This window comes from Actinoplanes sp. NPDC048967 (assembly GCF_040649415.1).
Taxonomy (GTDB): Bacteria; Actinomycetota; Actinomycetes; order Mycobacteriales; family Micromonosporaceae; genus Actinoplanes.
Map to the genome: position 1 here is coordinate 46163 of NZ_JBEZFL010000015.1, position 20714 is coordinate 66876.

A 20714-nucleotide genomic window follows, 5' to 3' on the forward strand; every position below is an offset into this window, starting at 1 on the left:
GGGGCCGGTCGTGACGCACGAGGAGAAACGCGCGTGGATCAGGCTGGCGGTGGCCGTCCTCGGCTACGCCGCCTACGTGGCCGTCATCGCGAGCCGCGCCGACGGACGCCCGCTGGCCTCGGTGCCGTACGCGGGAATTCTGCTGTGGACGGTCGGCGGCGCCATCGTCGCCTCGATCGTGGCCGAGATCGTGATGGCCGCGGGCAACCCGCGCGCGTCCCGCCTCAAGGACGACCGCGACCGCGAGATCGGCCGGCTCGGTGAGCACGTCGGGCAGTCGTTCGTCGTGATCGGCGCGGTCGCCGCGATGCTGATGGCGATGGGCGAGTGGGCGCCCTTCTGGATCGCCAACGTGATCTATCTGTGCTTCGTGCTGTCGGCGGTCCTCGGCGGCATCACCAAGGTCGTCGTCTACCGCCGGAGCCTGCCGGCATGGTGAAGCCGACGCAGGTCACCAACAGCATCCGCGCGCTGCGCTTCGCGCACGGCGAGATGACCCAGGCCGAGCTGGCCGACCGGATCGGCGTGACCCGGCAGACGCTGATCGCCATCGAGCAGGGACGCTACTCGCCCTCGCTGGAGATGGCCTTCCGGATCGCCCGGGTGTTCCGGGCGCCGCTCGACACCGTGTTCCAGTATCCCGACGATCCCGAGGAGAAACCGTGAAAGCCATCGCCCAGGACGCGTACGGCTCAGCCGACGTCCTCCAGCTCCGCGACGTCGACCCGCCGCCGGTCGGCGACCGGGAGGTGCTCCTCGAGGTGCGCGCCGCCGGCGTCGACCCGGGCGTGTGGATCTTCATGACCGGCCGGCCGTACGCGGCGCGCCTGGCCTTCGGACTGCGCCGGCCCAACGTGGCGGTGCGCGGCCTGGATGTCGCCGGCGTGGTGACCGCGGTCGGCGCCCGGGTCACCCGCTTCCGGCCGGGTGACGAGGTCTACGGCACCTGCGCGACCGGCTCGTTCGCCGAGCAGGCGACCGCCGAGGAGGACCGGCTCGCCGTCAAACCGGCCGCGATCTCCTTCGAGCAGGCGGCCGTGACCCCGGTCTCCGGCGTCACCGCGCTGCAGAGCCTGCGCGACGGGGGCGTGCGGGCCGGCCGGCGGGTGCTGATCACCGGTGCGGGCGGCGGCGTCGGGACCTTCGCGGTCCAGCTGGCCAAGGCGTACGGGGCGAGCGTCACCGGCGTGTGCAGCACCGGTAAGGCCGACCTGGTCCGTTCGCTGGGCGCCGACGACGTCATCGACTACACCCGGCACGAGGTGGACCGCGACGGCCCGGTGTACGACGTCGTCATCGACACCGCGGGGAACCGGCCTCTGTCCCTGCTGCGCCGGGCCGCCACGCCGCGCGGCACGATCGCCCTGGTCGGTGGCGGGCACGCGAAGGGCCGGATCATGGGCGGCTTCCAGCGCCAGCTGGCCGCGCCGCTGCTGTCGCCCTTCATGAGCCAGCGCCTGCGCGGTGTGACCGCCCGGGTGCGCGCCGAGGAGCTCGCGGAGCTGAGCGTGCTGCTGGAGTCGGGCCAGGTCACGCCGGTGATCGGCCACAGCTATCCGCTGACCGACGCCGCCGGGGCGATCCGCGACCTTTCGGCGGGCCGCTACCCGGGCAAGCTCGTCGTCACGATCTAGCAGCCGCGCGGCCGCCCGATCATGACCTTTCGCACGAGGGGTGTCCGGCAGTGTCGCATTTAGCCTGACTGCCATGAACCGCCGTCTTCGCATCTCCGTGGCCGCCGCAGCCGGTGCCGCCGTCCTCGGCACTGTGACCGTCGCCCTGCCCGCCGAGGCCGCCACCCCGAACCTGCAGTTCCACCTCATCCAGTTCGACTCACCGAGCAACCCCGACACGACCGCGAACAGCAGCGTCAACGGGGAGTTCGTGCGCATCTACAACAACTCGACGTTCGCGGCGCGGCTGGACCGCTTCACCCTCAAGGACGCGAACGGCTACACGTACACCTTCCCGGCGCACGTCATCGGCGCGAAGAAGACGGTGTACGTCCACACCGGCAAGGGCACCAACGGCCGCAAGCCGGACGGCACGCCCGACAGCTCCCGCCTCTACCAGGGACGGGGCTGGCACATCTGGAACAACCCCGGCGACACGGCGACGCTGCGCAGCTCGTCGGGCCGCGTCTACGACACGTGCAAGTGGACGAGCCGCGGCACCGGCGCGACGACCTGCGGCCCGCTCGGCAACACCGCCGTCGGCCCCGAGCCGACGCCTCCCGCTACGACTCCCACCCGGCCGGCTCCGACCAGACCCACGACGCCGCCGACCACCACGACGCCCCGCATCACCACCCCGCCGCCTCCGGTCGATCCCCCGCTGGAGACCCCGCCGACCTTCATCGGCTGACGCGTTACTGCTGCCCGGTGCGGCGGTGGAACGTCGCGGTCAAACCCCGCGGTGTCAGCAGACCGCCGAAGTCCGGGGTGCCGCCGTGGCCGGGCGCGATGCTCACGTCGTACTCCCGCACCAGCCAGAAGGTGCTCAGCACCAGCTGAATCATGCCCAGCTGCGTCCCCACGCAGACCCGCGGCCCCGCGCCGAACGGCAGGTAGGTGTGGCGTTGCAGCTGGGCCCGCGGCTCCAGCCACCGTCGGGGGTCGAAGGCCTCCGGGTCGCGCCACCACCGTTCGTCGCGGTGCAGGGCGTACAGGCTGAAGAGGACCTGGTCCCCCCGGTCGAGGCGCCACTCGCCGAGGGTGGTCGCCCGCCGCGCGGTCCGGCCGATCAGCCAGGTCGGCGGGCGCAACCTCAGCACTTCTTTGACAAAAGCCTCCGTGTACGGCAGTGCGGTCGTCGGCGGCGCCACCTCGGTGTCGTGGGCGGCGGCCTCCTGCTCGACCGCGCGCCGCACCTCCGGATGAGCCACGAGGTCGTGCACGATCCAGGTCAGGGCGGCCGCCGGGACGCCGTACGCGGCCAGCATGATCCCCCGGATCAGCCGCTCGACCTGCAGGTCGCTGAGCGCGGGCGCGTCCGCGGCCAGCAGCACGTCGAGCAGGTCCGGCGCGGTGTCCGCCGCGGGCGGGCCGGCGGCCCGGCGCCGGCGCACCACCTCGGTCATCGCCGCGACGGTGGCCTCCCGCGCCCGGACGAAACGCCGCACCCGGCGCGACGGCCACCACTGCGGCACCATGTAGGAGCTACGGGACAGCGGGTCCAGCGCCGCGGTGTTCTCCGCGATGACGGCGGGCAGGCCCTCGGCGTCGCGGCTGACGCAGAAGTCGGCGATCGCCCGGCCCATGTAGTCCTTCATCACGGCGAGCACGTCGACGTCGCCGGGCCCGGCCTGCCGCAGCGAGCGGTCGAAGATGGCGCGCAGCCGCAGTGCGTGCGCCTCGGCCACCGTCCTGTTCAGACCGCGCCAGCCCCGGCGCCGCGCGCTCATCCACAGCTCCGCGCCCGCGGCGGTCTCCTCCTCGTCGGTGCGCACCGCCAGCGGCACGGTCTCGGCCAGGAAGTCGTCGTTCGTCCGGCTGAGAATGTCGTGGATCAACGCCGGATCGGCAATCACGACGGTACGCGGATCAAAGGAGAAGACGTCGCCGTATTCGCGCCGGCACCGTTCCAGAAATGCGACACGGTCCTTGTCGTAATCGACGACGTTACCGAAGAATCGATGGCCGCGCGGACCCGGCGGCCGGACGAGCGGAGCAGGGACAGTCGTCATGCGAACCCCCTTGGCGCGGGCCGGCGGGCGGGGTGCGCCCGCCGGCACGCTGCTTCCCGACGAGCCGGACGCCCTACTTGTTGAACGTCCAGTACAGGTACAAGCCGCCCATGCGGGTCCGGCCGAAGAGCCGGGCAGTCAGGTGCCTCGCGTACGTCTTCATGGTTTCCTCCCGTGTCGACAGGGCGATTGCGCGGCGTGCGGAATCGCGTCCGACGTCTCCGTCGCGACCTCGATCAGCGTAGGGAAGACCGCCGGAACGGTCGCCCGCAGCACCGGCAATTGTCATCATCTGAACAAGCGTTCAGGCGCGTGTCACGGCAATAACAATTCAGTTCGGTCGATGGGAAATGCGCGTTCGCCGGATCCGCGCAGCATGCCGCACCGGCCATCCGCCTGGAACCGGCGGCGGCGCGAGGCGGCGGCCGGGGCCGACGGCCGGCCCTCCATGACCGGCGCGTGGCGCAAGTCACCGCCGACCAGCGGCGCCCCCCGCCGGGCTTGTTGAAAATGGTTTTCGTTGTAGGGTGAGCCGGTGACTTCTTCCACGTTCCTCGGGTCATCGCCGTCGGTCGACGCCCGGCCGCGGGTCACCGTGCTGGCCGGCTTCTCCGCCGAGGCCACCGCCGCGATCGGGCGCAGCCTGCTGGTCACGGACCGGCGGCTGCTGCTCGTGTCGCACGACGTGAGCCGTCTTCGCGAAGGACTGGTCCGCCGAACCGTGCGGACCGCGGACGCCGTGCTGGAGCACGAGGTGATCGAGCTGGTCCACGGCTGCGTGTCCTGCACCCTGCGCGAGGACGTGCTGCCCACGCTGCTGCGCCTGGCCCGGGAGCGCCCGGACAGCGACATCCTGCTGGCGCTGCCGCCGGTCGTCGAGCCCGAGAACGTCGCCGCCGTGTGTGCGCATGCCGGTGCCGGGGAGCAGTTGCGTTTCGACTCGTACGTGACCGTCGTCGAAGCCGCCGCGTTCCTCGACGATCTCGCCAGCACCGAGGACCTGCGCGACCGTGATCTGCACGCCGCGGCGGAGGATCGGCGCGGTGTGGCCGACGTCGTCGTCCGGCAGGTCGAGTACGCGGACACGATCGTCGTCTGGGGCCACCCGCAGCACGACGCGCTCGACGACGCCCGCCTCACCGCGCTGTTGCACCGGCTCGCCCCCTGGGCCACCCACCTGCGCGTCGGCGACAGCGGCACCATCGACTGCACCGCCCTGGCCGCCCGGCTGCGCCGCACCGGCCGCCACGATCCGCAGACCCCGGGCATCCTCGGCCGCGCCCTCGAGGGCTTCCCGATCGGGATCGACGACCCGGCCGGTGAGCACGGGGTGAGCTCGGTGCTGTTCCGCTCCCGGCGCCCGCTCCACCCCGTACGGCTGCACGCGGCCCTGGGCGAGCTGACCACCGGGACGCTGCGCGGGCGTGGCCAGTTGTGGATCGCCAGTCAGCCCGACGCCGCCATCGGCTGGGAGTCCGCCGGTGGCGGCGTCAGCCTGGGCACCCTGGGCTACTGGCTGGCCGCGCTGCCGGCCGAGCGGTGGCCCGAGACCAGCGGGCTGCGCCGGATGGCGGCCGACGTCGACTGGGACCCCTACTACGGCGATCGCCGCACGGTGCTCGCACTGGTCGGCCTCGACCTCGACGCCGCGGCGACCACCGCCCGGCTGACCGGGTGCCTGCTCACCGACGACGAGCTCGCCGACGGCTTCGAGACGTGGCCCGGCTGGGCCGACCCGTTCGCCGGCTTCTTCCCCCTGACCGACGACATCGAAGCCGACTGAGAGGACCTCCCATGAAACCCGGCATCCACCCCGCCTACCAGTACGTCGTCTACCGCGACCGCAGCGCCGGCTTCGCTTTCCTGACCCGGTCCACCGCGACCAGCGACAAGACCGTCGGCTGGACGGACGGCAACACCTACCCGGTGCTGGACGTGGAGATCTCCGCCGCCAGTCATCCGTTCTGGACCGGGCGGCAGCGCCTGCTCGACACCGCGGGCCGGGTCGAGAAGTTCCGGGCCAGGTACGCCCGCGCCCGCGGTGAGAGCTGACCGGCTCAGGTCAAGCGTTCGGCGTAGTGCAGGACCTCCTGGACGAGCCGCTTGGTCGGGTCGCCACTGAGTGAGTAGTAGACGTGGCGGCCCCGGCGTTCCCGCCGTACCAGCCGGGCGTCGCGCAGGAAACGCAGGTGGTGGGCCACTCCGGTGACATCGGTACGCATCGCCTCGGCCAGCACGGCCGGGGTGGACTCCCCCGCCTGCAACAGCACGAGGATGTGCAGCCGGTGCTCGTACGCCATCCCCCGCAGGACCGCGACCGCCCGTTCCAGCGCGACTTCCATCTCGCTCATGCCGGCACCACCCGGCCGGGGATGCGGACCAGCAACGACGACAGCAGCAGTGTCGCGGTGGCGACCAGCGTGATGCTCGCCCCCGCGGCCAGGTTCCACCGGCTCGAGACGTACAGGCCGCCCAGACCGCTGAGCACGCCGAACGCCATGGCCAGCGCGGTGATGACCGGCAGCCGGTGCGACCACAACCGAGCGGCCGCGGCCGGCGCGACGATCAGGGCGAGGGCGAGGATCGTGCCGACGGCCGGTCCGACGGTCACCACGACCACCTCGATCGTGAACAGCAGCACCACGTCCCAGGCCGTGGTGGCGAAGCCGGCCGCCCGGGCGCCGGTGCGGTCGAAGCCGGTGAACAGCAGCGGGCGCGCGCCGATCGCGAGGACGCCGGCCACCACGACGAGCACCACCGCCGTCAGCACGAGGTCCTGCGGGGTCACCGTCAGTACCGAGCCGACCAGGAAGGACGACAGGTCGCGGCTGAAGCCGTTCTGAGTGGCGACGAGCCCGGCGCCCAGGGCGAAGCCGCCGGAGAGCACCACACCGGTGGCCGCGGCCGCGTTCTGGCCCTGGCGGCGGCTCAGCGCGGCCACGCCGAGGGCCACGACGGCCCCCGCCGCCACGCCGCCCACGAAGATGTTGACGCCGATGATCGACGCCGCCACCACCCCGGGGAAGGTCGCATGGGTCAGGGCCATCGTGAAGAACGACAACCGGCGCAGCACGACCTGCACACCGATGAGGCCGGCCAGCGCGCCGACGAGGATCACCTCGGCGGTGGCGCGGTGCAGGGCGTCGTCCCACCAGGTCATGACAGCACCGGCCGGCGCAGCCGGGCCCGGAACAGGCCGACGGGCAGCAGGACCAGGTACGCGGCCACGAGCAGCAGCACCACCGTCGAGGCGGACGTCAGGTTGATCCCGTGGTCGACGGAGGCCGTCCAGCTCAGCAACAGTCCCCCGTAGCCGGCCGCGAGAATCAGCATTGTGCCCAGCAGAGCCATCGCCGCGAGGCGGTGAGTCAGCATGCGCGCGGCCGCGGCGGGCACGATCAGCAGGGCCACGACCAGGATCGTGCCGACCGCCCGGACCGCGGCGACCACGACCAGGGCGACCAGCACGTTGAGCCACAGGTCGAGCCAGCCGATCCGGTAGCCCGCGGCGGCGGCCCCCGCCGGATCGAACGTGCGGAACAGCAGCGCCCGCGCGCCGAGGGCGAGCAGAGCGAGGATCACGACCGCGAGGACCGCGGTCTCGGCGATCTGCCGCGGGGTCACGGTGAGGATCCGGCCGAACAGGAACGTCGTCAGGTCATTGGTGTACGACGAACGGCGCGACACGAGCGCCACCCCGATCGAGAACATCGCGGTGAGCACGACGGCGGTGGACGCGTCGTCGGACAGCGCCCCGCCCCGGGTGAGCAGGGTGAGCACGACCGCGGTGAGCACGGCGGCAATGAGGGCGCCGGCGAAGATGCCCTCGACGCCGCCGGCGAGGAAACCGATGACGACGCCGGGGAAGACGGTGTGGGTCAGCGCGTCCGAGACGAACGACAGCCGGCGGGCGAAGACGAAGACGCTGACCGGACCGCAGACGATCGCGAGCAGGGCCAGCTCGGCCAGGGCGCGGCCCATGAACGGCGTGGTGAAGGGCGCGATCATGTCTCGACCAGCACCGTACGGCCGTCGGCGAGATCGACCGCGTGGCCGCCGTACGTGCGGCGCAGCGGCCCGGCCGTGAGGATCTCGCCCGGCGGGCCCACCGCCCATTGCCGGCCGTTGAGCAGGCAGACCTGGTCGGCCAGGTCGCGCGCGACCGCGAGGTCGTGGGTGCTGAGCACCAGCGCGGTGCCCGCCGCGGTCAGCTCGCGCAGCACCGCCACGATGGCCTCCTGGCTGATGGCGTCGACGCCGTTGAAGGGTTCGTCGAGCAGCAGCAGCTGTGGCTCGGCGGCGATCGCGCGGGCGAGCAGCACGCGCTGGCGCTGTCCGCCGGAGAGCACGCCGAACGGCCGGCCGGCCCGGTCGGCCAGGCCGACCCGGTCCAGCGCTTCGCGGGCGATCCGGCGGTCGGCGGCGCGGGTGGGCCGCCACCAGCCGATGCGCCGGTACCGGCCCATGAGGACGACCTGGGCCGCGGTGACCGGGAAGCCGGCGTCCAGGGTGTCCAGCTGGGGCACGTACCCGGTCAGGCCGCGGGCCCGGGCCGGGGCCCGGCCGAGCACGGACGCCGTACCGCCGAGCACCTGGGCCAGCCCCAGCACGGCCTTGATCAGCGTGGACTTGCCGGCGCCGTTCGGGCCGACCAGGACGAGGCGCTGTCCGGCCGGCAGGTCCAGGTCGACGTGGGTCAGCGCGGGCGTGCCGCGGTAGCCGGCGGTCACGCCGGAGAACCGCAGGGCGGCGCCGGCCACCGCGACATCGCTCATGTCAGCCGCCCAGGGCCGCGACGATGACCCGGGTGTTGTGCTCCTCGGCGCCGAGGTAGGTGCCCTGCGGGGTGCCGGGTGCGCCGAGGCTGTCGCCGTACAGGGCGTCCTCACCGCCGACCACCTTGACGCCGGCCTGCTCGGCGATGGCCTCGGCGGTCTTGGGTGGCAGCGAGCTCTCGGTGAAGATGGCCCTGGTGCCGGTCGCCCTGATCTTGGCGACCAGGTCGGTGAGCTGCTGGGCGGACAGCTCGGCCGAGGTGTCCAGGCTGGGGATGACCGAGCCGACGAACTCCAGCTGGTACCGGTCCACGTAGTAGCCGAAGGCGTCGTGGTTGGTGACCAGCTTGCGCTGGGCCACGGGCAGCTTGGCGAAGGCGGCCTCGTTGTCGGCGTCCAGCTTGTCGAGCTCGGCCGCGTAGGCGGTGAGGTTCGCCGCGAAGGTGGCCGCGTGGGCCGGGTCGGCCGCGACCAGGCCCTTCTCGATGCCGGTGACCATGATCTTCGCGTTGCGCGGATCGTGCCAGATGTGCGGGTCGTGCTCCTCGTCGGCGTGCCCGGCCTCGGGCTCCCCGCCCTCTTCCTCCTCGTGGCCGCCCTCGCGCAGGGTCACACCCTGGCTGGCGTCCACGACGGTGCCGCGGAAGCCGGACGACTCGATGGTCTGGTCGAGCCAGGCCTCGAGGCCGACGCCGTTCTTGACGACCAGCTTCGCGGCGCCGATGGCCTGGATGTCGGCCGGGGTGGGCTCGTAGGAGTGCGGGTCGACGTTGGGTTTGATGAGCTGGGTCACGGTGACGTCGGTGCCGCCGATGATGCGGACGAAATCGGCGACCTCGGGGGTGGTGGCGACCACGGCCAGGGACGTGCCGCTCGGCGCGGTGCCGCCGCCGGCGCCGGCACCGTCAGAGCCGCATCCGGCGGCGAGAAGGGCTACCGCGGTGGCCGCGGCCACAGCCAGTTTCCGGGGGGTTCGGTTCATGATCAACGCTCCTGTCGGCAAGAACCGGAACGGTAATCGTTTTCACTAAGAATCGTCTAATGGCAAAATGACCATGCGATTCCCACCGGCACGGAAACCGGGCTGCGGGCCCGGCGTGGCGTTGCTAGCGTGCGCCGACGACAACGGGGCGGTACGGGGATGAACGAGATGAACTGCTCGAGGTGTGGGGTCCGGCTCACTCACGCCGGTCAGGGCCACCGCTGCGCGGGCGGCACGGTGCCGCAGATTCTGCTTCCGCTGCGGTGGCGGATCGCATGGTGGGCGCTACTGCTGCTGACCGCGGCACTGGGCACCCGCTCACTGACGAAGGCCGCGATCGCCGGCGAGGTGCTGGAGTCGTCCGGCAAGCAGATTCCCGTCGTGCTCTCCGCTGCCCTGGCGGCGGCCCTGGTGGTGACGTTCGTGGTCTGGGCCCGCCTCACCAAGAGCATCGTCGAAGCCCACGGCGGCACAGTCGCCGTGGTCCGCAACTGGGCGATGTCCGGCGCGGCGGTCCTCGTCGTGGTGTCCCTCGTGCTGTCGTCGGACACGGCGGCGTTCCACCTCGTCCGGGTCGCCGCCGCGGCACTGTTGCTGGTCGGTCTGGCCGTCGCACGGGCGAAAATCCAGGCGTGGCTCACCAGTGCGGACCCGTCGGCCGGAGCCGGAGCCGAGCCGGTGGCGGCGCCGTCGTGGAACGGCTTACCGTCGCCGGAACCGCGGCCGGAGGACTGGGACGCCGGGCGCTGGGACCCCGAGATCCAGGCCGACATCGAACGCCGGCGCCACCGCGGGACGCGCTGAGTCGTCAGAGACCGACGACCTCGCCGCTGCGACGGGCCCGTTCGGCCGCCCACACCACCCGGTGGCTCGCCAGGCTCGCCGCCGCGTCCGACGACACCAGACTCGGATCGCCCGCCGCGACCGCGGCCAGGAACGCCTCCACCAGCCCTTCGTCGCCGCCGCCGTGACCGTCCGACGCCGACGGGCCGCCCGCCTCCGCCGAGTCCAGCGTCGTCTCCGCGCCGGTGCGGAAGTCGACGTGACGCAACGTCCGGCCGTCGCCGTCGAGGTAGCCGTGGGTGCCCATCAGGCGGGTGTGGCGGTGCTCCATCGGGGTGAAGGCACTCATCGTGAACGAGCACGTCGCGCCGCCCGCGAACTCCATCGTCACCACCTGGTGGTCCACCACGTCGTTGTCGGCGGTGTAGACGCAGCGGCCGTACGGGCCGGTGCGCAACGCGTGCAGCACCGCCTGCTCGGTGGGCTCCGGGCTCACCGCGCCGAGCGGCCAGAAGTGCTGGTCCGGGTCCGCGAGCGCGCCGAGGTAGAGCCGCTTCGCCGAGTACGGGCACACCGGCTCGACCGGACAGTCCAGGCACCGGTCGGCGGCCCCCTCCGGGCGTTGCTCGGTCCGGAAGTGGGTGCGGCTGCCGAACGAGCTGATCCGCTCGGGCAGGTGGCCGAAGAGATGCACCAGCCAGTCGATGTCGTGGCAGGACTTGGTCAGCAGCATCGGCCCGGACTCGTCCTCGCGGCGCCAGTTGCCGCGGACGAACGAGTGCGCGTGGTGCCACCAGCCCACCGGTTCGAGGTGCTCCACGGCGACCAGCCGCCCGATCCGGCCCTCGTCCAGCAGACCCTTCACCAGCTTCGTGTACGGCGTGTACCGCAGCACGTGGCACACCGCGAGAATGACGCCGTTGCGGACCGCCGCCGCGGCGATCTCGGCCGCCTCGGTCTCGGTCGGCGCCATCGGCTTCTCCAGCAGCAGGTGGTAGCCGAGGTCGGCCAGGGCCACGGCCGGGGCCAGGTGCAGGCGGTCCTGGGTCGCGACGATGGCGGCCTCGGCCAGCCGGCCCGCGCCGGCCAGCTCCGTCCAGTCCGCGTGGACCCGGTCGGCGGGGATCTCGAACTCGGCCGCCACACTCGCCCGGCGGCGCGGATCCGGCTCGGCGACCGCGACGATCCGGCCCTGACCGGTGGCCACGGCGTGCCGGGCGTACGTCTGACCGCGCAGCCCGGCCCCGACCAGGGCGAGGGTGACCATCTAGCGCGCCGCGGTGGTGGTCGCGGCGAGCAGGCGCAGCGCGCCGTCGACCGTCGTGGCCATCGCCGTCCGGGCCGAGGCCAGATACCGGCGCGGATCGACCAGAGCGGCGTTGCCGTCCAGCGACTCCCGGACCGCCCCGGTGAAGGCACTGTTCAGAGCCGTGCCGATATTGATCTTCACCATTCCGCCGCGGACCGCGGCGATCAGCTCGTCGTCCGGTACGCCGGAGGAGCCGTGCAGCACGAGTGGCACCGGCACTGCCGCCCGCAGGTGGGCGATGAGGTCATGGTCCAACCGGGCCGTCCGGCTGTGCATCGCGTGCGAGGAGCCGACCGCGACAGCGAGCGCGTCGACCCCGGTGGCGGCCACATAGGCAGCGGCCTCGACCGGGTCGGTCCGTACGCCGGGGGCGTGCGCACCGTCCTTGCCGCCGACCTCGCCCAGCTCACTCTCGACCCACAACCCCTGTGCGTGGCCCCGCCGCACCGCGGCCGCGGTGGCACTGACATTCTCGCCGTAGCCCAGCTTCGACGCGTCGTACATGACCGAGCCGAACCCGTTGGCCGCCGCCTGGTCGAAGAGCTCGTCGCTCTCCACGTGGTCCAGGTGCAGGCCCACCGGCACCGTGGCCGCCTCGGCGATGGCCCGGGCGGCCGCGGCGATCGGGGCGAGCCGCCCGTGGTGGAAACGCACCGCGTTCTCGCTGATCTGCAGGATCACCGGCAGGCCGGCCCGCTCGGCGCCGGTCACGATGGCCTCGGCGTGCTCGACGGTGATGACGTTGAACGCGCCCACGCCGCCGCCGGCGGACCGGGCCCGGGCGACGATCTCGCCGGTGGGTGTGTACAAGGTGGATCCCCTCTCAGGCCGCGCTGACCCGGACAGCGGTCAGCAGGCGGCGGTAGGTGTCCTCGTCGACGCGTCCGGCCAGCGGCGCGGCGACGGCCGCGGCGGACAGGGCGGTCGCGTCGGCCAGCAGGTGCGGCCAGGGCGTACGGTCCCGCAGGCCGCGGGCGAGGGCGGCGACGCAGGCGTCGCCCGCGCCGGTGGGATTCCCGGCGAGCCGCTCCGGGGGCACGCCGCGCCAGGCGCCCTGCCCGGTGAGAGCCAGCAGGCCGCGTGGTCCGTGGGAGACGACGACGGCCCGGGCCCCGTGGTCCAGGGCCACCGTCGCGTCGGCGACCTCCCGGCGGCCCGGTGCCGCCGGAGTGCCGCCCGGAGGCCCGGCCAGGCCGGTCCGCGAGGCGTCCCGGTCCGCGGCCACAACGGGCCGCGAGGTGTCCCCGGTCGCGGCCCTGACCGGCTGCGAGGCATCCCGGGTCGCGGCCGCAACGGGCCGCGGGGCTGCCAGCAGGGCGGCGAGCTCGGCGGCGTTGGGCTTGGCGAGGTCGGGACCGGCGGCGAGGCCGTGCCGCAGAGCCTCCCCGCTGGTGTCCAGCACTGTGGGCACCCCGGCCGCCGCGGCGAGACGGATCAGGGTGGCATACCCGTCGATCGGGACGCCCGGCGGGAGTGAACCGCTGAGCGCCACCACCGACGCCCCGGCCAGCAGCCCGCCGAAGTGGTCGATGAAAGCGGCCCACTCCCCCGCCGTGACCCGTGGCCCCGGCTCCCAGAAGCCGGTCGCGTCGTCCCGGTCGGCGACCGCGACCGTGCGGCGGGTCTCGCCGGCGATGGTCACGAACCCGGCCGGCACCCCGGCGCCGGCCAGCAGCCCGGTCACCCGGTCACCGGTCGGGCCACCCAGCAGCCCGGTCGCCAGCACCGGCTCGCCGAGCGCGTGCAGCACCGCGGCCACGTTGAGCCCCTTGCCGCCGGGCCGCTCGGCGACCGTCGTGACGCGGTGGGTGCCGTGCGGCACCAGCGCGTCGACCTCGTACGTGAGGTCGAGCGCCGGGTTCAGGGTGACCGTGACGATCATCGGCTCAGCAGGCCTGGTAGACGTACGTGCCGCTGCCGGGCGCGGTGACGTCGACGTCGCGGCGTACCACCGAGACGCTCGCGCCGACCGCCGTGCAGGCCTTCTTGAAGGCGCCGCTGGTGTATTCGATGACGATCAGGTTGGCGCCGTACACCTCGGTGTAGGCGTCGCACTCGCCGTACCGGCCGCATTCCTCGGCGATCGCGAAGTCGAGCCCGGCGGCCTTGCCCCGGCCCTCGAGGGTGGTCGTGTTCTTCTGGGCGATGGCGAGCCCGGCACTGTGCGCGTGCGGGGCGAGCAACCGCAGGTACGCCACCGCCTGGTCCCGGGTGAGCAGGCCGGCGAACCGGTCGTAGGTGTCGATGTTGTCCGGCTCCACCGCCTGGAAGCCCTTGGCGGCGCACCCGTCGATCCAGCCGTTGACGATGGCCGCCAGGGCGGTGCGCTTGGCCGGGGTGCGGATGTCGAGCACCATCTCGTCCCAGGCGCCGTCGATCACGTACCGGCCCTTGGCGTCGCGCAGCAGCAGGTCGTCGTGGTGCTGCTGCCACCAGGTGGCCTCCTGCGGCTGCACCTGGAAGGCGTTGACGTAGCAGATGTTGTAGAGCCCGGCGGCCGGCGCGGCCTCGCGGTCGCGGCTGACGACGCGCACCCCGGCGAGCGGGGCGTAGGCCTGGCCGATCTGGTAGTCGAAGGTGGCGTTGACGGGCGGCAGCGTGTAGGCCGCGGCGATCCGGGCGGTGGTGCCCGCGTCGGCGTGCAGGCTGAACCCGACGGCGACCGTGAGGGCGGCCGCTCCGGCGGCGATCCAGCGGCGAACGGTACGGGTGATCACGACTGAGACTCCCGGCGATGCTCAGGGATCTGCCCCGCCTCGGGTGCGGTGCCGGCCACCCTGGCGCAGGAGGTGCCGGGCTGGGTACCGGCTGGGCTCGATCGTTGTCAGCGATTCAACTGATCGAACGCACATGTGTCAATAGTCGTTTGTGCGCGTATGGTGCTGTCGGGCGGTCTCCCAGGGGCGGAAAACGGCAAGTGTGCAATTCTGATTGTTCATTTGGACAGTCGTCGAGGACAGCGGAGGACTTCATGGACGTGCTCGTGGTGGGCGACGCCAACCCGGACCTGGTGCTGCGCGGCGACGTACGCCCCCGCTTCGGCCAGGCCGAGCAGTTGCTGACCGGCGCGGACCTGGTCCTCGGCGGTTCGGCGGCGATCACCGCGGCCGGCTGCGCCCGGCTGGGCCTGACGACATCGCTGCTCACGGCGATCGGCGACGACGTGTTCGGCGACATCACCCGCGAGCGCCTCACCGAGCGGGGCGTGGCCCTGATCCGGCCGCGTACGGCGACCGGCCGGCCGACCGGGCTCAGCGTGATCCTGACTCCGCCCGAGGACGACCGGGCCATTCTCACGCTGCCGGGCACGATCCCCACGCTGCGGCCGGAGGACGTCACCGACGAGCACCTGGCCGCGACCCGGCACCTGCACGTGGCGTCGCTCTACCTCCAGCCGCCGCTGGCGGCCGGCTTGGCCGGCGTGTTCGAACGGGCCCGGGCGCGCGGGGTCGGCACGTCGCTGGACACCAACTGGGACCCGGCCGAGAAGTGGGAGTCGATCGCGGACGTGCTCGCGCACACCGACGTGTTCCTGCCCAACGCCAACGAACTGCGCGCGGTGACCGGCGAGCAGGACGTCGAGGTGGCCGCGGCCGGCCTGGTCGCGGGAGGCACGACCGTGGTGATGAAGAACGGCGCGGCGGGGGCCAGGGCGTGGTGGCCGGGCGGCGAGGCGAGCGCGCCGGGCCGGACGGTCGACGTGGTGGACACGACCGGGGCGGGCGACAGTTTCAATGCCGGCTTCCTGGCCGGGCGGCTCGCCGGGCTGCCGGTGACCGAGGCGATCCGGTGGGCGGCCGCGGCCGGTTCGCTGAGCACCCGGGCCGCGGGCGGCACCGCCGCCCAGGCCACCCGGGACGAGTTGGACTGATCCGGCCGAGCCGCGCGGAGCCCACCACGCTTCGCGCAGCCCACCGCCTCCTGGAGCCCGCCGCGTGCAGCGGGCGGCGCGGAAGCAGCGACCAGCCCCGCCGTCTTTAACCAACGTGAGTTGGCAATACGATGGCGGGATGACGGCCCCCGATGACCTCGATGCCGGCCTGGCGGCGCTGGGCGCACTGACCGACGGCGTGCGCCGCGCCGCCTACCGGGCGGTCCGGGCCGCCGGCCCCGGCCCGGTCGGCCGCGACGAGGTCGCCGAAGCGCTCGGCGTCGGCCGCACCCTGGCCGCCTTCCACCTGGACAAGCTGGTCGACGCCGGCCTGCTGGAGGTCTCCTACGCCCGCCGCACCGGCCGCACCGGACCCGGCGCGGGCCGCCCGGCCAAGCTCTACCGGGCCTCCGCCGCCGAGCACGCGGTCAGCGTGCCGCCGCGGGACTACCGGACGGCCGCCGAACTGCTGGCCGAGTCGGTGGAGCGCAGCGGCGCCGACACCGCCCTCTTCGACGTGGCGCGCGAGCACGGCCGCCGCACACCACCCGGCACGGACGTCCGGGAGCTGTTGACCGCGCACGGCTATCTGCCGGTCGAGACGCCGTCCGGGATCCAGCTGACCAACTGCCCGTTCCACCGGCTCGCCGAGCAGTTCCCGCCGCTGATCTGCGGCATGAACCTGGCCATGGTCAGCGGTCTGCTGGAGGGGGCCGGCGCGGCCGCCGGCTGGCAGGCCCGGATGGACGCCGCTCCCGGCCGCTGCTGTGTCGTGGTTTCTAAAAACAATTCTGATTGACAGTAGAGAGGGGGTCTGCTGTGCTGCTGGGTATGACGAGCGCATTCCACCTGGCCCAGTTCAACGTCGCCCGCCTCCGCGCCCCGCTCACCGATCCGTCCATCGCCGAGTTCGTGACCGGCCTCGAGATCATCAACGCCCTGGCCGACTCGGCCCCCGGCTTCGTCTGGCGGCTGGCCGAGGGCCCGGACGGCGACGCCACCGCCGTCCGGCCGCTGGACCCGGACGTGATCGTCACGCTGTCGGTGTGGGACTCGATCGAGTCGCTGCGCGCGTTCTCGTACCAGAGCGCCCACCTGGACTATCTGCGCCGCCGCCGCGACTGGTTCCGGCCGCACGACCGGCCGGCCTCGCTGGTCCTGTGGTGGATCCCGGCCGGCCACGTCCCCACCGTCGACGAGGCGTGCGAGCGCCTCGACCTGGTCGCGGCCGGCCCGTCACCGGAGGCGTTCACGTTCCGGCAGACCTTCCCGGCGCCCGAGCTGAGCACCCGGCACTGAGGATCACCCCTTCAGGCCGCTGAAGGTCATGGTGGCGATGAACCGCTTCTGGGCCACCAGGAAGGCGATGATCAGCGGCATCGTGGCGATCACGTTGCCGGCCATCAGCTGCGACCATTCCGTGCGCCGGGTGCCCTGGAAGCTGGCCAGCCCGACCTGCAACGTGAACCGGTTGTCGTCGCTGATCGCCACCAGCGGCCAGAGCAGGTCGTTCCAGCTCGACAGCAGCGTGAAGATGGCCAGCGTGGCCAGCGCCGGGCGGGCCAGCGGCAGCACCACGCTGAGGAACGTGCGCAGCGTGCTGCAACCGTCGAGGCGGGCCGCCTCCTCCAGCTCGACCGGCAGCGACAGGAAGAACTGCCGCATCAGGAAGATGCCGAACGCGGACGCCAGCCACGGCACGAACGCGGCGGCCAGGGTGTCGACGATGCCGGCCCGGGCGAACATCAGGTACGTCGGGATCATCAGCAGCTGCATCGGGATCATCACCGTGGCCACGACGGCGAGGAAGGCCAGGCCGCGCCCGGCGAACTTGAGGCGGGCGAAGCCGTAGCCGGCCAGCGAGCACAGGATCAGGTGCGAGACCACCGCGATCGCCGACACCAGCACGGTGTTGGCGAACCAGCGCACGATGTGCGACTCGTTCAGCAGGGCGCGGTATCCGGAGAGGTGGAAGCTGGTCGGGATGAACTTCGGTGGGAACTGGTTGATCTCCTGCGCGGTCATGAACGAGGTCAGGACCATCTGCACCAGCGGCAGGACGAAGATCAGGGCCAGCGGCATGAGCAGCAGGTGCCAGGGGCTGAACGGCAGGCGGCGGAACACTAGAAGGCCCCCGATCCGGACCGGCGGTTGTACCAGATGACGCCGACGGTCAGCAGCAGTGTCACCGCGAACAGCAGGTAGGCGACGGCTGCGCCGTACCCCAGTCTCTGGGTCTGGAAAGCCAGCTCGTAGATGTAGTAGACGACGGTCTGGGTGCTGTTCAGCGGCCCGCCGCGGGTCGTGGTGTAGATCAGGTCGAACAGCTGCATCGCCGTGATGGTCTGCCAGATCGCGGTGAAGACGGTGACCGGGCGCAGCTCCGGCAGCGTGATGTGCCGGAAGACGCGCCACTTGCCCGCGCCGTCCACGGTGGCCGCCTCGACCAGTTCCTTGGGGATGTCCTGCAGGGCGGCGAGGTAGATGACCGCGCAGAAGCCGACCTCGCCCCAGAGTGCGATCAGGCAGATGACGATCAGCGCCTGGCCGGGGCTCTCCAGGAACTGCTGGGCCGGCAGCCCGAGCCGGCGCAACGCCTCGTTGGCCGCGCCGAACTGCGGGTTGAACACGAAGCTGGCCAGGATGCCGGTCGCCGCGGCCGACGCCACGTACGGTACGAAGATGCAGGTGCGGTAGAAGCCGATGAGCCGGATCTTCTGGTTCAGCGCCACCGCGATCAGAATGCCGAGCAGGATCGAGCCCGGCACGAACAGCACCGTCAGCACCAGGGTGTGCTGGGCCGCCGCGATCGCGTCGGGGTCGGTCGCGATCCGCTGGTAGTTGCGCCAGCCGACGTCGGTGGCCGGCGCGATCCCGTTCCACTTGGTCCGCGAGATGAAGAAGGCCCAGACCGCCGGGAAGATCGACAGGCCGACCACCAGCAGGGTCGCCGGCCCGGCGAACCCCCACCCGGTCAGCGAGCGGCGGGCCGCCCGGCCGCGCGCCGAGCGCGGCCGGGGTTCCTCGGGGCTGCGCGTACGCGGCGTCGCGGCGAACGTGAGCGTCATCAGTTCTCCAGGGCGTCGGCCGACTTGCGGGCCGCCTCGTCGAGGGCCTCCTTCGGCTGGGCGGCGCCCTGCAGCACCTTGGCGATGCCGTCACCGACGTTGCGGGACATCACCTCGTAGCCCGCGACCGTCGGCCGGGCCTGCTTGGCGTTGGCCAGGTTGTCGAAGAACTTCTGCCCACCCGGGTACTCCTTGACGTACGCCGCGAACTCGGGCGTGCTCTGCTCGGACGACCGCAGCGGCAGGTTACCGACCGCAAGGTTCCACTTCGCGTCGATCTGGGCGCTGGTCAGCCATTTGATGAAGTCGCGTGACGCGCCGGCCCGGTTGGCGTCCTCGTGGTCGAAGAGCACCCAGAGGTCGGGGCCGGAGACGGTCTGGTGGTCGCCGTTGACGCCGGGCAGCGCGGCCACCCCGTAGTCCAGCTTGGCCTCTTTGATCTCCAGCAGCGCCCACGGGCCGGACAGCATCATCGCGATGTGCCCGCTGTTGAAGAGCCGGGTGTACTTCTCGTCGGTCTGATCGAGGTACATCGACTTGTCGTCGACGGCCATCACGCGCAGCGTCTCCAGGGCCTTGACCCCGGCCTCGGAGTTGAAGGCGGGCTTGGTGCCGTCGATGATCTTCCCGCCGTTCTGCCAGAGCAACGGCCACAGGTGCCAGGTGGTGTCCTCACTGCCGGAGACCGAGTACGCGGTGCCGTAGGTGCGGGTCGCCGGGTCGGTGAGCTTCTTCGCGGCCTCGCGGAACTGCTCCCAGGACCAGTCGTCGGTGGGGTGGCTCAGGCCGGCGGTGTCGAAGAGCTTCTTGTTGTAGATCAGGGCCAGGTTGTCGACCAGGGCCGGTACGCCGATCACCTTGCCGTCGGCGGTGGCCACCGTACGGGCGGCCGCCGGCATCTCGGTCCAGGCGAAGGACGGGTCGGCCACGAAGTCGGTCAGGTCCTGGGTCTTGCCGCTGGCGGCCAGGTCGCCGGCCCAGTTGCCGAAGGCGTACGAGATGTCGGGGTAGCTGCCGCCCGCGAAGCCGGCGGAGAGTTTGGTCAGCAGGTCGTCCGTGGTCGGCGCGCCCGCCGAGGTCTTGATCGTGACGTTGGGGTGGGCGGCGTGGTACTCGGCGGCCAGGCCCTCGGCGACCTTCTCGGCCTCCGAGGTCTGCCCGGTCCACCAGGTGAGGGTCACCGCCGCCGCGGGGTCGTAGCCCGCCGCCGCGTCACCGTCGTCGCTCTCGCCGCCCGTGCAGGCCGCGCTCAGGAGCAGGGCCGCGCTCGCGGCCGCCAGCAGCCGGGTCCGCCGGCCGCGCCGAGTGGGGGTCATCCCTGTACCTACTTTCGTCAAACCGCGTCGGTGAGGACCACGGATCTGGTGAGCAGCCGGGGGCGGTCGGGGTCCAGGCCGCGGTGCGCGGCCAGGGCCAGGGCGAAACGCTGGGCGAGGACCAGCTGGGCGAGTGGGTCGCGGTCGTCGCGGTAGATGGTGGCGCCCGCCGTACGGCCGGCCTCGTCGAGTGCGAGCGGCACGTCGCCGAACGAGAAGACGAGGCTGCGGGCCCCGGCCACGGCGACCGGACCGTGCCGGAAGTCCATCGCCGGGTACGACTCCGAGTAGGCCTGCGCCGCCTCGCGAACCTTCAGCGCCGCCTCGTGGGCCAGCCCGACGGTCCAGCCGGTGCCCAGGAAGACCAGGTGGTCGATGGCGGCCGGGTCGGCCGGCAGCGGCGCCTCGAGGGCGGCGGCGCCGTCGGCGACCAGGTGGCTCAGGTCCGCCCCGAACGCGGCGCGGGCCAGGGCCAGCACCGTGGTGGGGAAGCGGGTCTGCACCACGCTGCGCTCGTCGGCGAAGTCGAGCAGCAGCCGGGTCTCGGCGAGCGTGTCGACCGGCTCACCGGCGACGGCGGTGACCGCCACCCGGTGGGTGCCCTGCGGCACCTGGCGCAGCGCGTCGAGCACCTCGGTCGAGGTGCCCGAGCGGGTGATCGCCACGACGCGGTCGTAACGGCGCCGCGGCACGTACTCGGAGGCGCACACCGCGTCGGTCTCGCCGAGACCGGCGCTCTCCCGCAGCTCGGCGATGCTCTGGGCGACGAACCACGAGGTGCCGCAGCCCAGGACCAGCATCCGCTGCCCCGGCACGGCGAGCTCGCGGCGGGCCTGGGCGGTCAGGCCGAGGCCCTGTTCCCAGACGGCGGGCTGGCTGGCGATTTCCTCCGACGTGTCGTTCATGGTCGAGGATTATGCTCGTT

25 protein-coding genes are annotated in these 20714 nt (G+C 72.5%); 10 read left to right on the plus strand and 15 right to left on the minus strand.

The annotated features are described in order from the left end of the window. Window positions 1-10 precede the first annotated feature (10 nt). The 4 genes from AB0C12_RS41515 to AB0C12_RS41530 all read left to right on the plus strand — a co-directional run bounded on the left by AB0C12_RS41515 (window position 11) and on the right by AB0C12_RS41530 (window position 2364). Entirely contained in the window at window positions 11-439 is a 429-nt protein-coding gene (locus tag AB0C12_RS41515) for a hypothetical protein (protein WP_360556442.1), read from the plus strand. Further along, window positions 433-666, plus strand: a complete 234-nt coding sequence (locus tag AB0C12_RS41520) for a helix-turn-helix transcriptional regulator (RefSeq protein ID WP_360556444.1) — start codon at window positions 433-435, stop codon at window positions 664-666. The genes AB0C12_RS41515 and AB0C12_RS41520 overlap by 7 nt, the downstream gene beginning before the upstream one ends. Continuing rightward, window positions 663-1634, plus strand: a complete 972-nt coding sequence (locus tag AB0C12_RS41525) for an NAD(P)-dependent alcohol dehydrogenase (protein WP_360556446.1) — start codon at window positions 663-665, stop codon at window positions 1632-1634. Before AB0C12_RS41520 ends, AB0C12_RS41525 begins: the two co-directional genes overlap by 4 nt. A gap of 73 nt (window positions 1635-1707) precedes the next feature. Next, window positions 1708-2364 (plus strand): lamin tail domain-containing protein, encoded by a 657-nt coding sequence (locus AB0C12_RS41530; protein ID WP_360556447.1) that lies wholly within the window; start codon window positions 1708-1710, stop codon window positions 2362-2364. A 4-nt stretch (window positions 2365-2368) separates the two neighbouring features. On the opposite strand, the gene AB0C12_RS41535 is transcribed toward AB0C12_RS41530, so the two are convergent. Next, window positions 2369-3685, minus strand: coding sequence for a cytochrome P450 (locus AB0C12_RS41535; protein ID WP_360556448.1), 1317 nt, complete (start codon window positions 3683-3685; stop codon window positions 2369-2371). 315 nt (window positions 3686-4000) lie between these two features. After that, window positions 4001-4234, minus strand: a complete 234-nt coding sequence (locus AB0C12_RS41540) for a hypothetical protein (protein WP_360556449.1) — start codon at window positions 4232-4234, stop codon at window positions 4001-4003. On the opposite strand from AB0C12_RS41540, the gene AB0C12_RS41545 reads away from it, so the two are divergent. Further along, window positions 4221-5468 carry a GTP-binding protein gene (locus tag AB0C12_RS41545; RefSeq protein WP_360556451.1) on the plus strand — a complete coding sequence of 416 codons (1248 nt, stop codon included), beginning with the start codon at window positions 4221-4223 and terminating at the stop codon, window positions 5466-5468. The genes AB0C12_RS41540 and AB0C12_RS41545 overlap by 14 nt on opposite strands. 11 nt (window positions 5469-5479) lie before the next feature. Next, window positions 5480-5737: a type B 50S ribosomal protein L31 gene (locus AB0C12_RS41550; protein ID WP_360556452.1), complete on the plus strand. Its 258-nt coding sequence runs from the start codon at window positions 5480-5482 to the stop codon at window positions 5735-5737. A 5-nt stretch (window positions 5738-5742) separates the two neighbouring features. Here the strand turns inward: AB0C12_RS41550 and AB0C12_RS41555 are convergent, their stop codons facing one another. The 5 genes from AB0C12_RS41555 to AB0C12_RS41575 are packed head-to-tail and all read right to left on the minus strand — an operon-like array spanning window position 5743 to window position 9442. Then, entirely contained in the window at window positions 5743-6036 is a 294-nt protein-coding gene (locus AB0C12_RS41555) for a metalloregulator ArsR/SmtB family transcription factor (protein ID WP_360556454.1), read from the minus strand. Beyond that, on the minus strand, window positions 6033-6845 hold the full coding sequence (locus AB0C12_RS41560) for a metal ABC transporter permease (RefSeq protein ID WP_360556456.1): 813 nt from the start codon (window positions 6843-6845) through the stop codon (window positions 6033-6035). Before AB0C12_RS41560 ends, AB0C12_RS41555 begins: the two co-directional genes overlap by 4 nt. Further along, window positions 6842-7693 carry a metal ABC transporter permease gene (locus AB0C12_RS41565; RefSeq protein WP_360556458.1) on the minus strand — a complete coding sequence of 284 codons (852 nt, stop codon included), beginning with the start codon at window positions 7691-7693 and terminating at the stop codon, window positions 6842-6844. The genes AB0C12_RS41560 and AB0C12_RS41565 overlap by 4 nt, the downstream gene beginning before the upstream one ends. Continuing rightward, window positions 7690-8460, minus strand: a complete 771-nt coding sequence (locus AB0C12_RS41570) for a metal ABC transporter ATP-binding protein (RefSeq protein WP_360556459.1) — start codon at window positions 8458-8460, stop codon at window positions 7690-7692. Before AB0C12_RS41570 ends, AB0C12_RS41565 begins: the two co-directional genes overlap by 4 nt. A gap of 1 nt (window position 8461) precedes the next feature. Further along, window positions 8462-9442, minus strand: coding sequence for a metal ABC transporter substrate-binding protein (locus AB0C12_RS41575; protein WP_360556461.1), 981 nt, complete (start codon window positions 9440-9442; stop codon window positions 8462-8464). A gap of 159 nt (window positions 9443-9601) precedes the next feature. Here AB0C12_RS41575 and AB0C12_RS41580 point away from each other — a divergent pair, with 159 nt between their 5' ends. Next, window positions 9602-10246, plus strand: coding sequence for a hypothetical protein (locus tag AB0C12_RS41580; RefSeq protein WP_360556463.1), 645 nt, complete (start codon window positions 9602-9604; stop codon window positions 10244-10246). Between the two features lie 4 nt (window positions 10247-10250). Here AB0C12_RS41580 and AB0C12_RS41585 read toward each other — a convergent pair whose 3' ends face one another. From AB0C12_RS41585 to AB0C12_RS41600, 4 genes are read right to left on the minus strand one after another with little or no spacing between them, the layout of a single operon-like run. Next, complete coding sequence (locus AB0C12_RS41585) at window positions 10251-11492, minus strand: Gfo/Idh/MocA family oxidoreductase (protein WP_360556464.1); 1242 nt, start codon at window positions 11490-11492, stop codon at window positions 10251-10253. After that, window positions 11493-12344: a class II fructose-bisphosphate aldolase gene (locus tag AB0C12_RS41590; protein WP_360556466.1), complete on the minus strand. Its 852-nt coding sequence runs from the start codon at window positions 12342-12344 to the stop codon at window positions 11493-11495. It lies immediately after the preceding gene. 13 nt (window positions 12345-12357) lie between these two features. Further along, a complete protein-coding gene (locus AB0C12_RS41595; protein ID WP_360556468.1) occupies window positions 12358-13416 on the minus strand; it encodes a PfkB family carbohydrate kinase in 1059 nt (352 codons plus the stop codon). 4 nt (window positions 13417-13420) lie between these two features. Then, the gene (locus tag AB0C12_RS41600; protein ID WP_360556470.1) at window positions 13421-14251 is read right to left on the minus strand and encodes an endo alpha-1,4 polygalactosaminidase; all 831 of its coding nucleotides are present in this window, start codon (window positions 14249-14251) and stop codon (window positions 13421-13423) included. Window positions 14252-14505: 254 nt separating this feature from the next. Between AB0C12_RS41600 and AB0C12_RS41605 the strand changes: the two genes are divergently transcribed. The 3 genes from AB0C12_RS41605 (at window position 14506) to AB0C12_RS41615 (ending at window position 16704) form a co-directional block, all read left to right on the plus strand. Beyond that, window positions 14506-15405 (plus strand): sugar kinase, encoded by a 900-nt coding sequence (locus tag AB0C12_RS41605; protein WP_360556471.1) that lies wholly within the window; start codon window positions 14506-14508, stop codon window positions 15403-15405. Window positions 15406-15544: 139 nt separating this feature from the next. Beyond that, complete coding sequence (locus AB0C12_RS41610; protein WP_360556473.1) at window positions 15545-16204, plus strand: transcriptional regulator; 660 nt, start codon at window positions 15545-15547, stop codon at window positions 16202-16204. A gap of 32 nt (window positions 16205-16236) precedes the next feature. Further along, window positions 16237-16704: a DUF3291 domain-containing protein gene (locus AB0C12_RS41615; RefSeq protein ID WP_360556474.1), complete on the plus strand. Its 468-nt coding sequence runs from the start codon at window positions 16237-16239 to the stop codon at window positions 16702-16704. A gap of 3 nt (window positions 16705-16707) precedes the next feature. On the opposite strand, the gene AB0C12_RS41620 is transcribed toward AB0C12_RS41615, so the two are convergent. Genes AB0C12_RS41620 through AB0C12_RS41635 form a run of 4 tightly spaced genes read right to left on the minus strand, consistent with a single transcriptional unit; the run spans window position 16708 to window position 20694 of the window. Further along, on the minus strand, window positions 16708-17529 hold the full coding sequence (locus AB0C12_RS41620; RefSeq protein ID WP_360556476.1) for a carbohydrate ABC transporter permease: 822 nt from the start codon (window positions 17527-17529) through the stop codon (window positions 16708-16710). Then, window positions 17529-18473: a sugar ABC transporter permease gene (locus AB0C12_RS41625; RefSeq protein WP_360556478.1), complete on the minus strand. Its 945-nt coding sequence runs from the start codon at window positions 18471-18473 to the stop codon at window positions 17529-17531. Before AB0C12_RS41625 ends, AB0C12_RS41620 begins: the two co-directional genes overlap by 1 nt. Further along, entirely contained in the window at window positions 18473-19789 is a 1317-nt protein-coding gene (locus AB0C12_RS41630; protein WP_360556479.1) for an ABC transporter substrate-binding protein, read from the minus strand. Before AB0C12_RS41630 ends, AB0C12_RS41625 begins: the two co-directional genes overlap by 1 nt. A 17-nt stretch (window positions 19790-19806) precedes the next feature. After that, the gene (locus AB0C12_RS41635; protein WP_360556481.1) at window positions 19807-20694 is read right to left on the minus strand and encodes a sugar isomerase; all 888 of its coding nucleotides are present in this window, start codon (window positions 20692-20694) and stop codon (window positions 19807-19809) included. Window positions 20695-20714: the final 20 nt, after the last annotated feature.

Coding starts and splice junctions, on each gene's coding strand:
- AB0C12_RS41625 (WP_360556478.1), bottom strand. CDS start 18,473: ATGACGCTCACGTTCGCCGCGACGCCGCGTACGCGCAGCCCCGAGGAA.
- AB0C12_RS41635 (WP_360556481.1), bottom strand. CDS start 20,694: ATGAACGACACGTCGGAGGAAATCGCCAGCCAGCCCGCCGTCTGGGAA.
- AB0C12_RS41530 (WP_360556447.1), top strand. CDS start 1,708: ATGAACCGCCGTCTTCGCATCTCCGTGGCCGCCGCAGCCGGTGCCGCC.
- AB0C12_RS41605 (WP_360556471.1), top strand. CDS start 14,506: ATGGACGTGCTCGTGGTGGGCGACGCCAACCCGGACCTGGTGCTGCGC.
- AB0C12_RS41615 (WP_360556474.1), top strand. CDS start 16,237: ATGACGAGCGCATTCCACCTGGCCCAGTTCAACGTCGCCCGCCTCCGC.
- AB0C12_RS41575 (WP_360556461.1), bottom strand. CDS start 9,442: ATGAACCGAACCCCCCGGAAACTGGCTGTGGCCGCGGCCACCGCGGTA.
- AB0C12_RS41520 (WP_360556444.1), top strand. CDS start 433: ATGGTGAAGCCGACGCAGGTCACCAACAGCATCCGCGCGCTGCGCTTC.
- AB0C12_RS41535 (WP_360556448.1), bottom strand. CDS start 3,685: ATGACGACTGTCCCTGCTCCGCTCGTCCGGCCGCCGGGTCCGCGCGGC.
- AB0C12_RS41580 (WP_360556463.1), top strand. CDS start 9,602: ATGAACGAGATGAACTGCTCGAGGTGTGGGGTCCGGCTCACTCACGCC.
- AB0C12_RS41565 (WP_360556458.1), bottom strand. CDS start 7,693: ATGATCGCGCCCTTCACCACGCCGTTCATGGGCCGCGCCCTGGCCGAG.
- AB0C12_RS41550 (WP_360556452.1), top strand. CDS start 5,480: ATGAAACCCGGCATCCACCCCGCCTACCAGTACGTCGTCTACCGCGAC.
- AB0C12_RS41630 (WP_360556479.1), bottom strand. CDS start 19,789: ATGACCCCCACTCGGCGCGGCCGGCGGACCCGGCTGCTGGCGGCCGCG.
- AB0C12_RS41595 (WP_360556468.1), bottom strand. CDS start 13,416: ATGATCGTCACGGTCACCCTGAACCCGGCGCTCGACCTCACGTACGAG.
- AB0C12_RS41560 (WP_360556456.1), bottom strand. CDS start 6,845: ATGACCTGGTGGGACGACGCCCTGCACCGCGCCACCGCCGAGGTGATC.
- AB0C12_RS41570 (WP_360556459.1), bottom strand. CDS start 8,460: ATGAGCGATGTCGCGGTGGCCGGCGCCGCCCTGCGGTTCTCCGGCGTG.
- AB0C12_RS41555 (WP_360556454.1), bottom strand. CDS start 6,036: ATGAGCGAGATGGAAGTCGCGCTGGAACGGGCGGTCGCGGTCCTGCGG.
- AB0C12_RS41585 (WP_360556464.1), bottom strand. CDS start 11,492: ATGGTCACCCTCGCCCTGGTCGGGGCCGGGCTGCGCGGTCAGACGTAC.
- AB0C12_RS41610 (WP_360556473.1), top strand. CDS start 15,545: ATGACGGCCCCCGATGACCTCGATGCCGGCCTGGCGGCGCTGGGCGCA.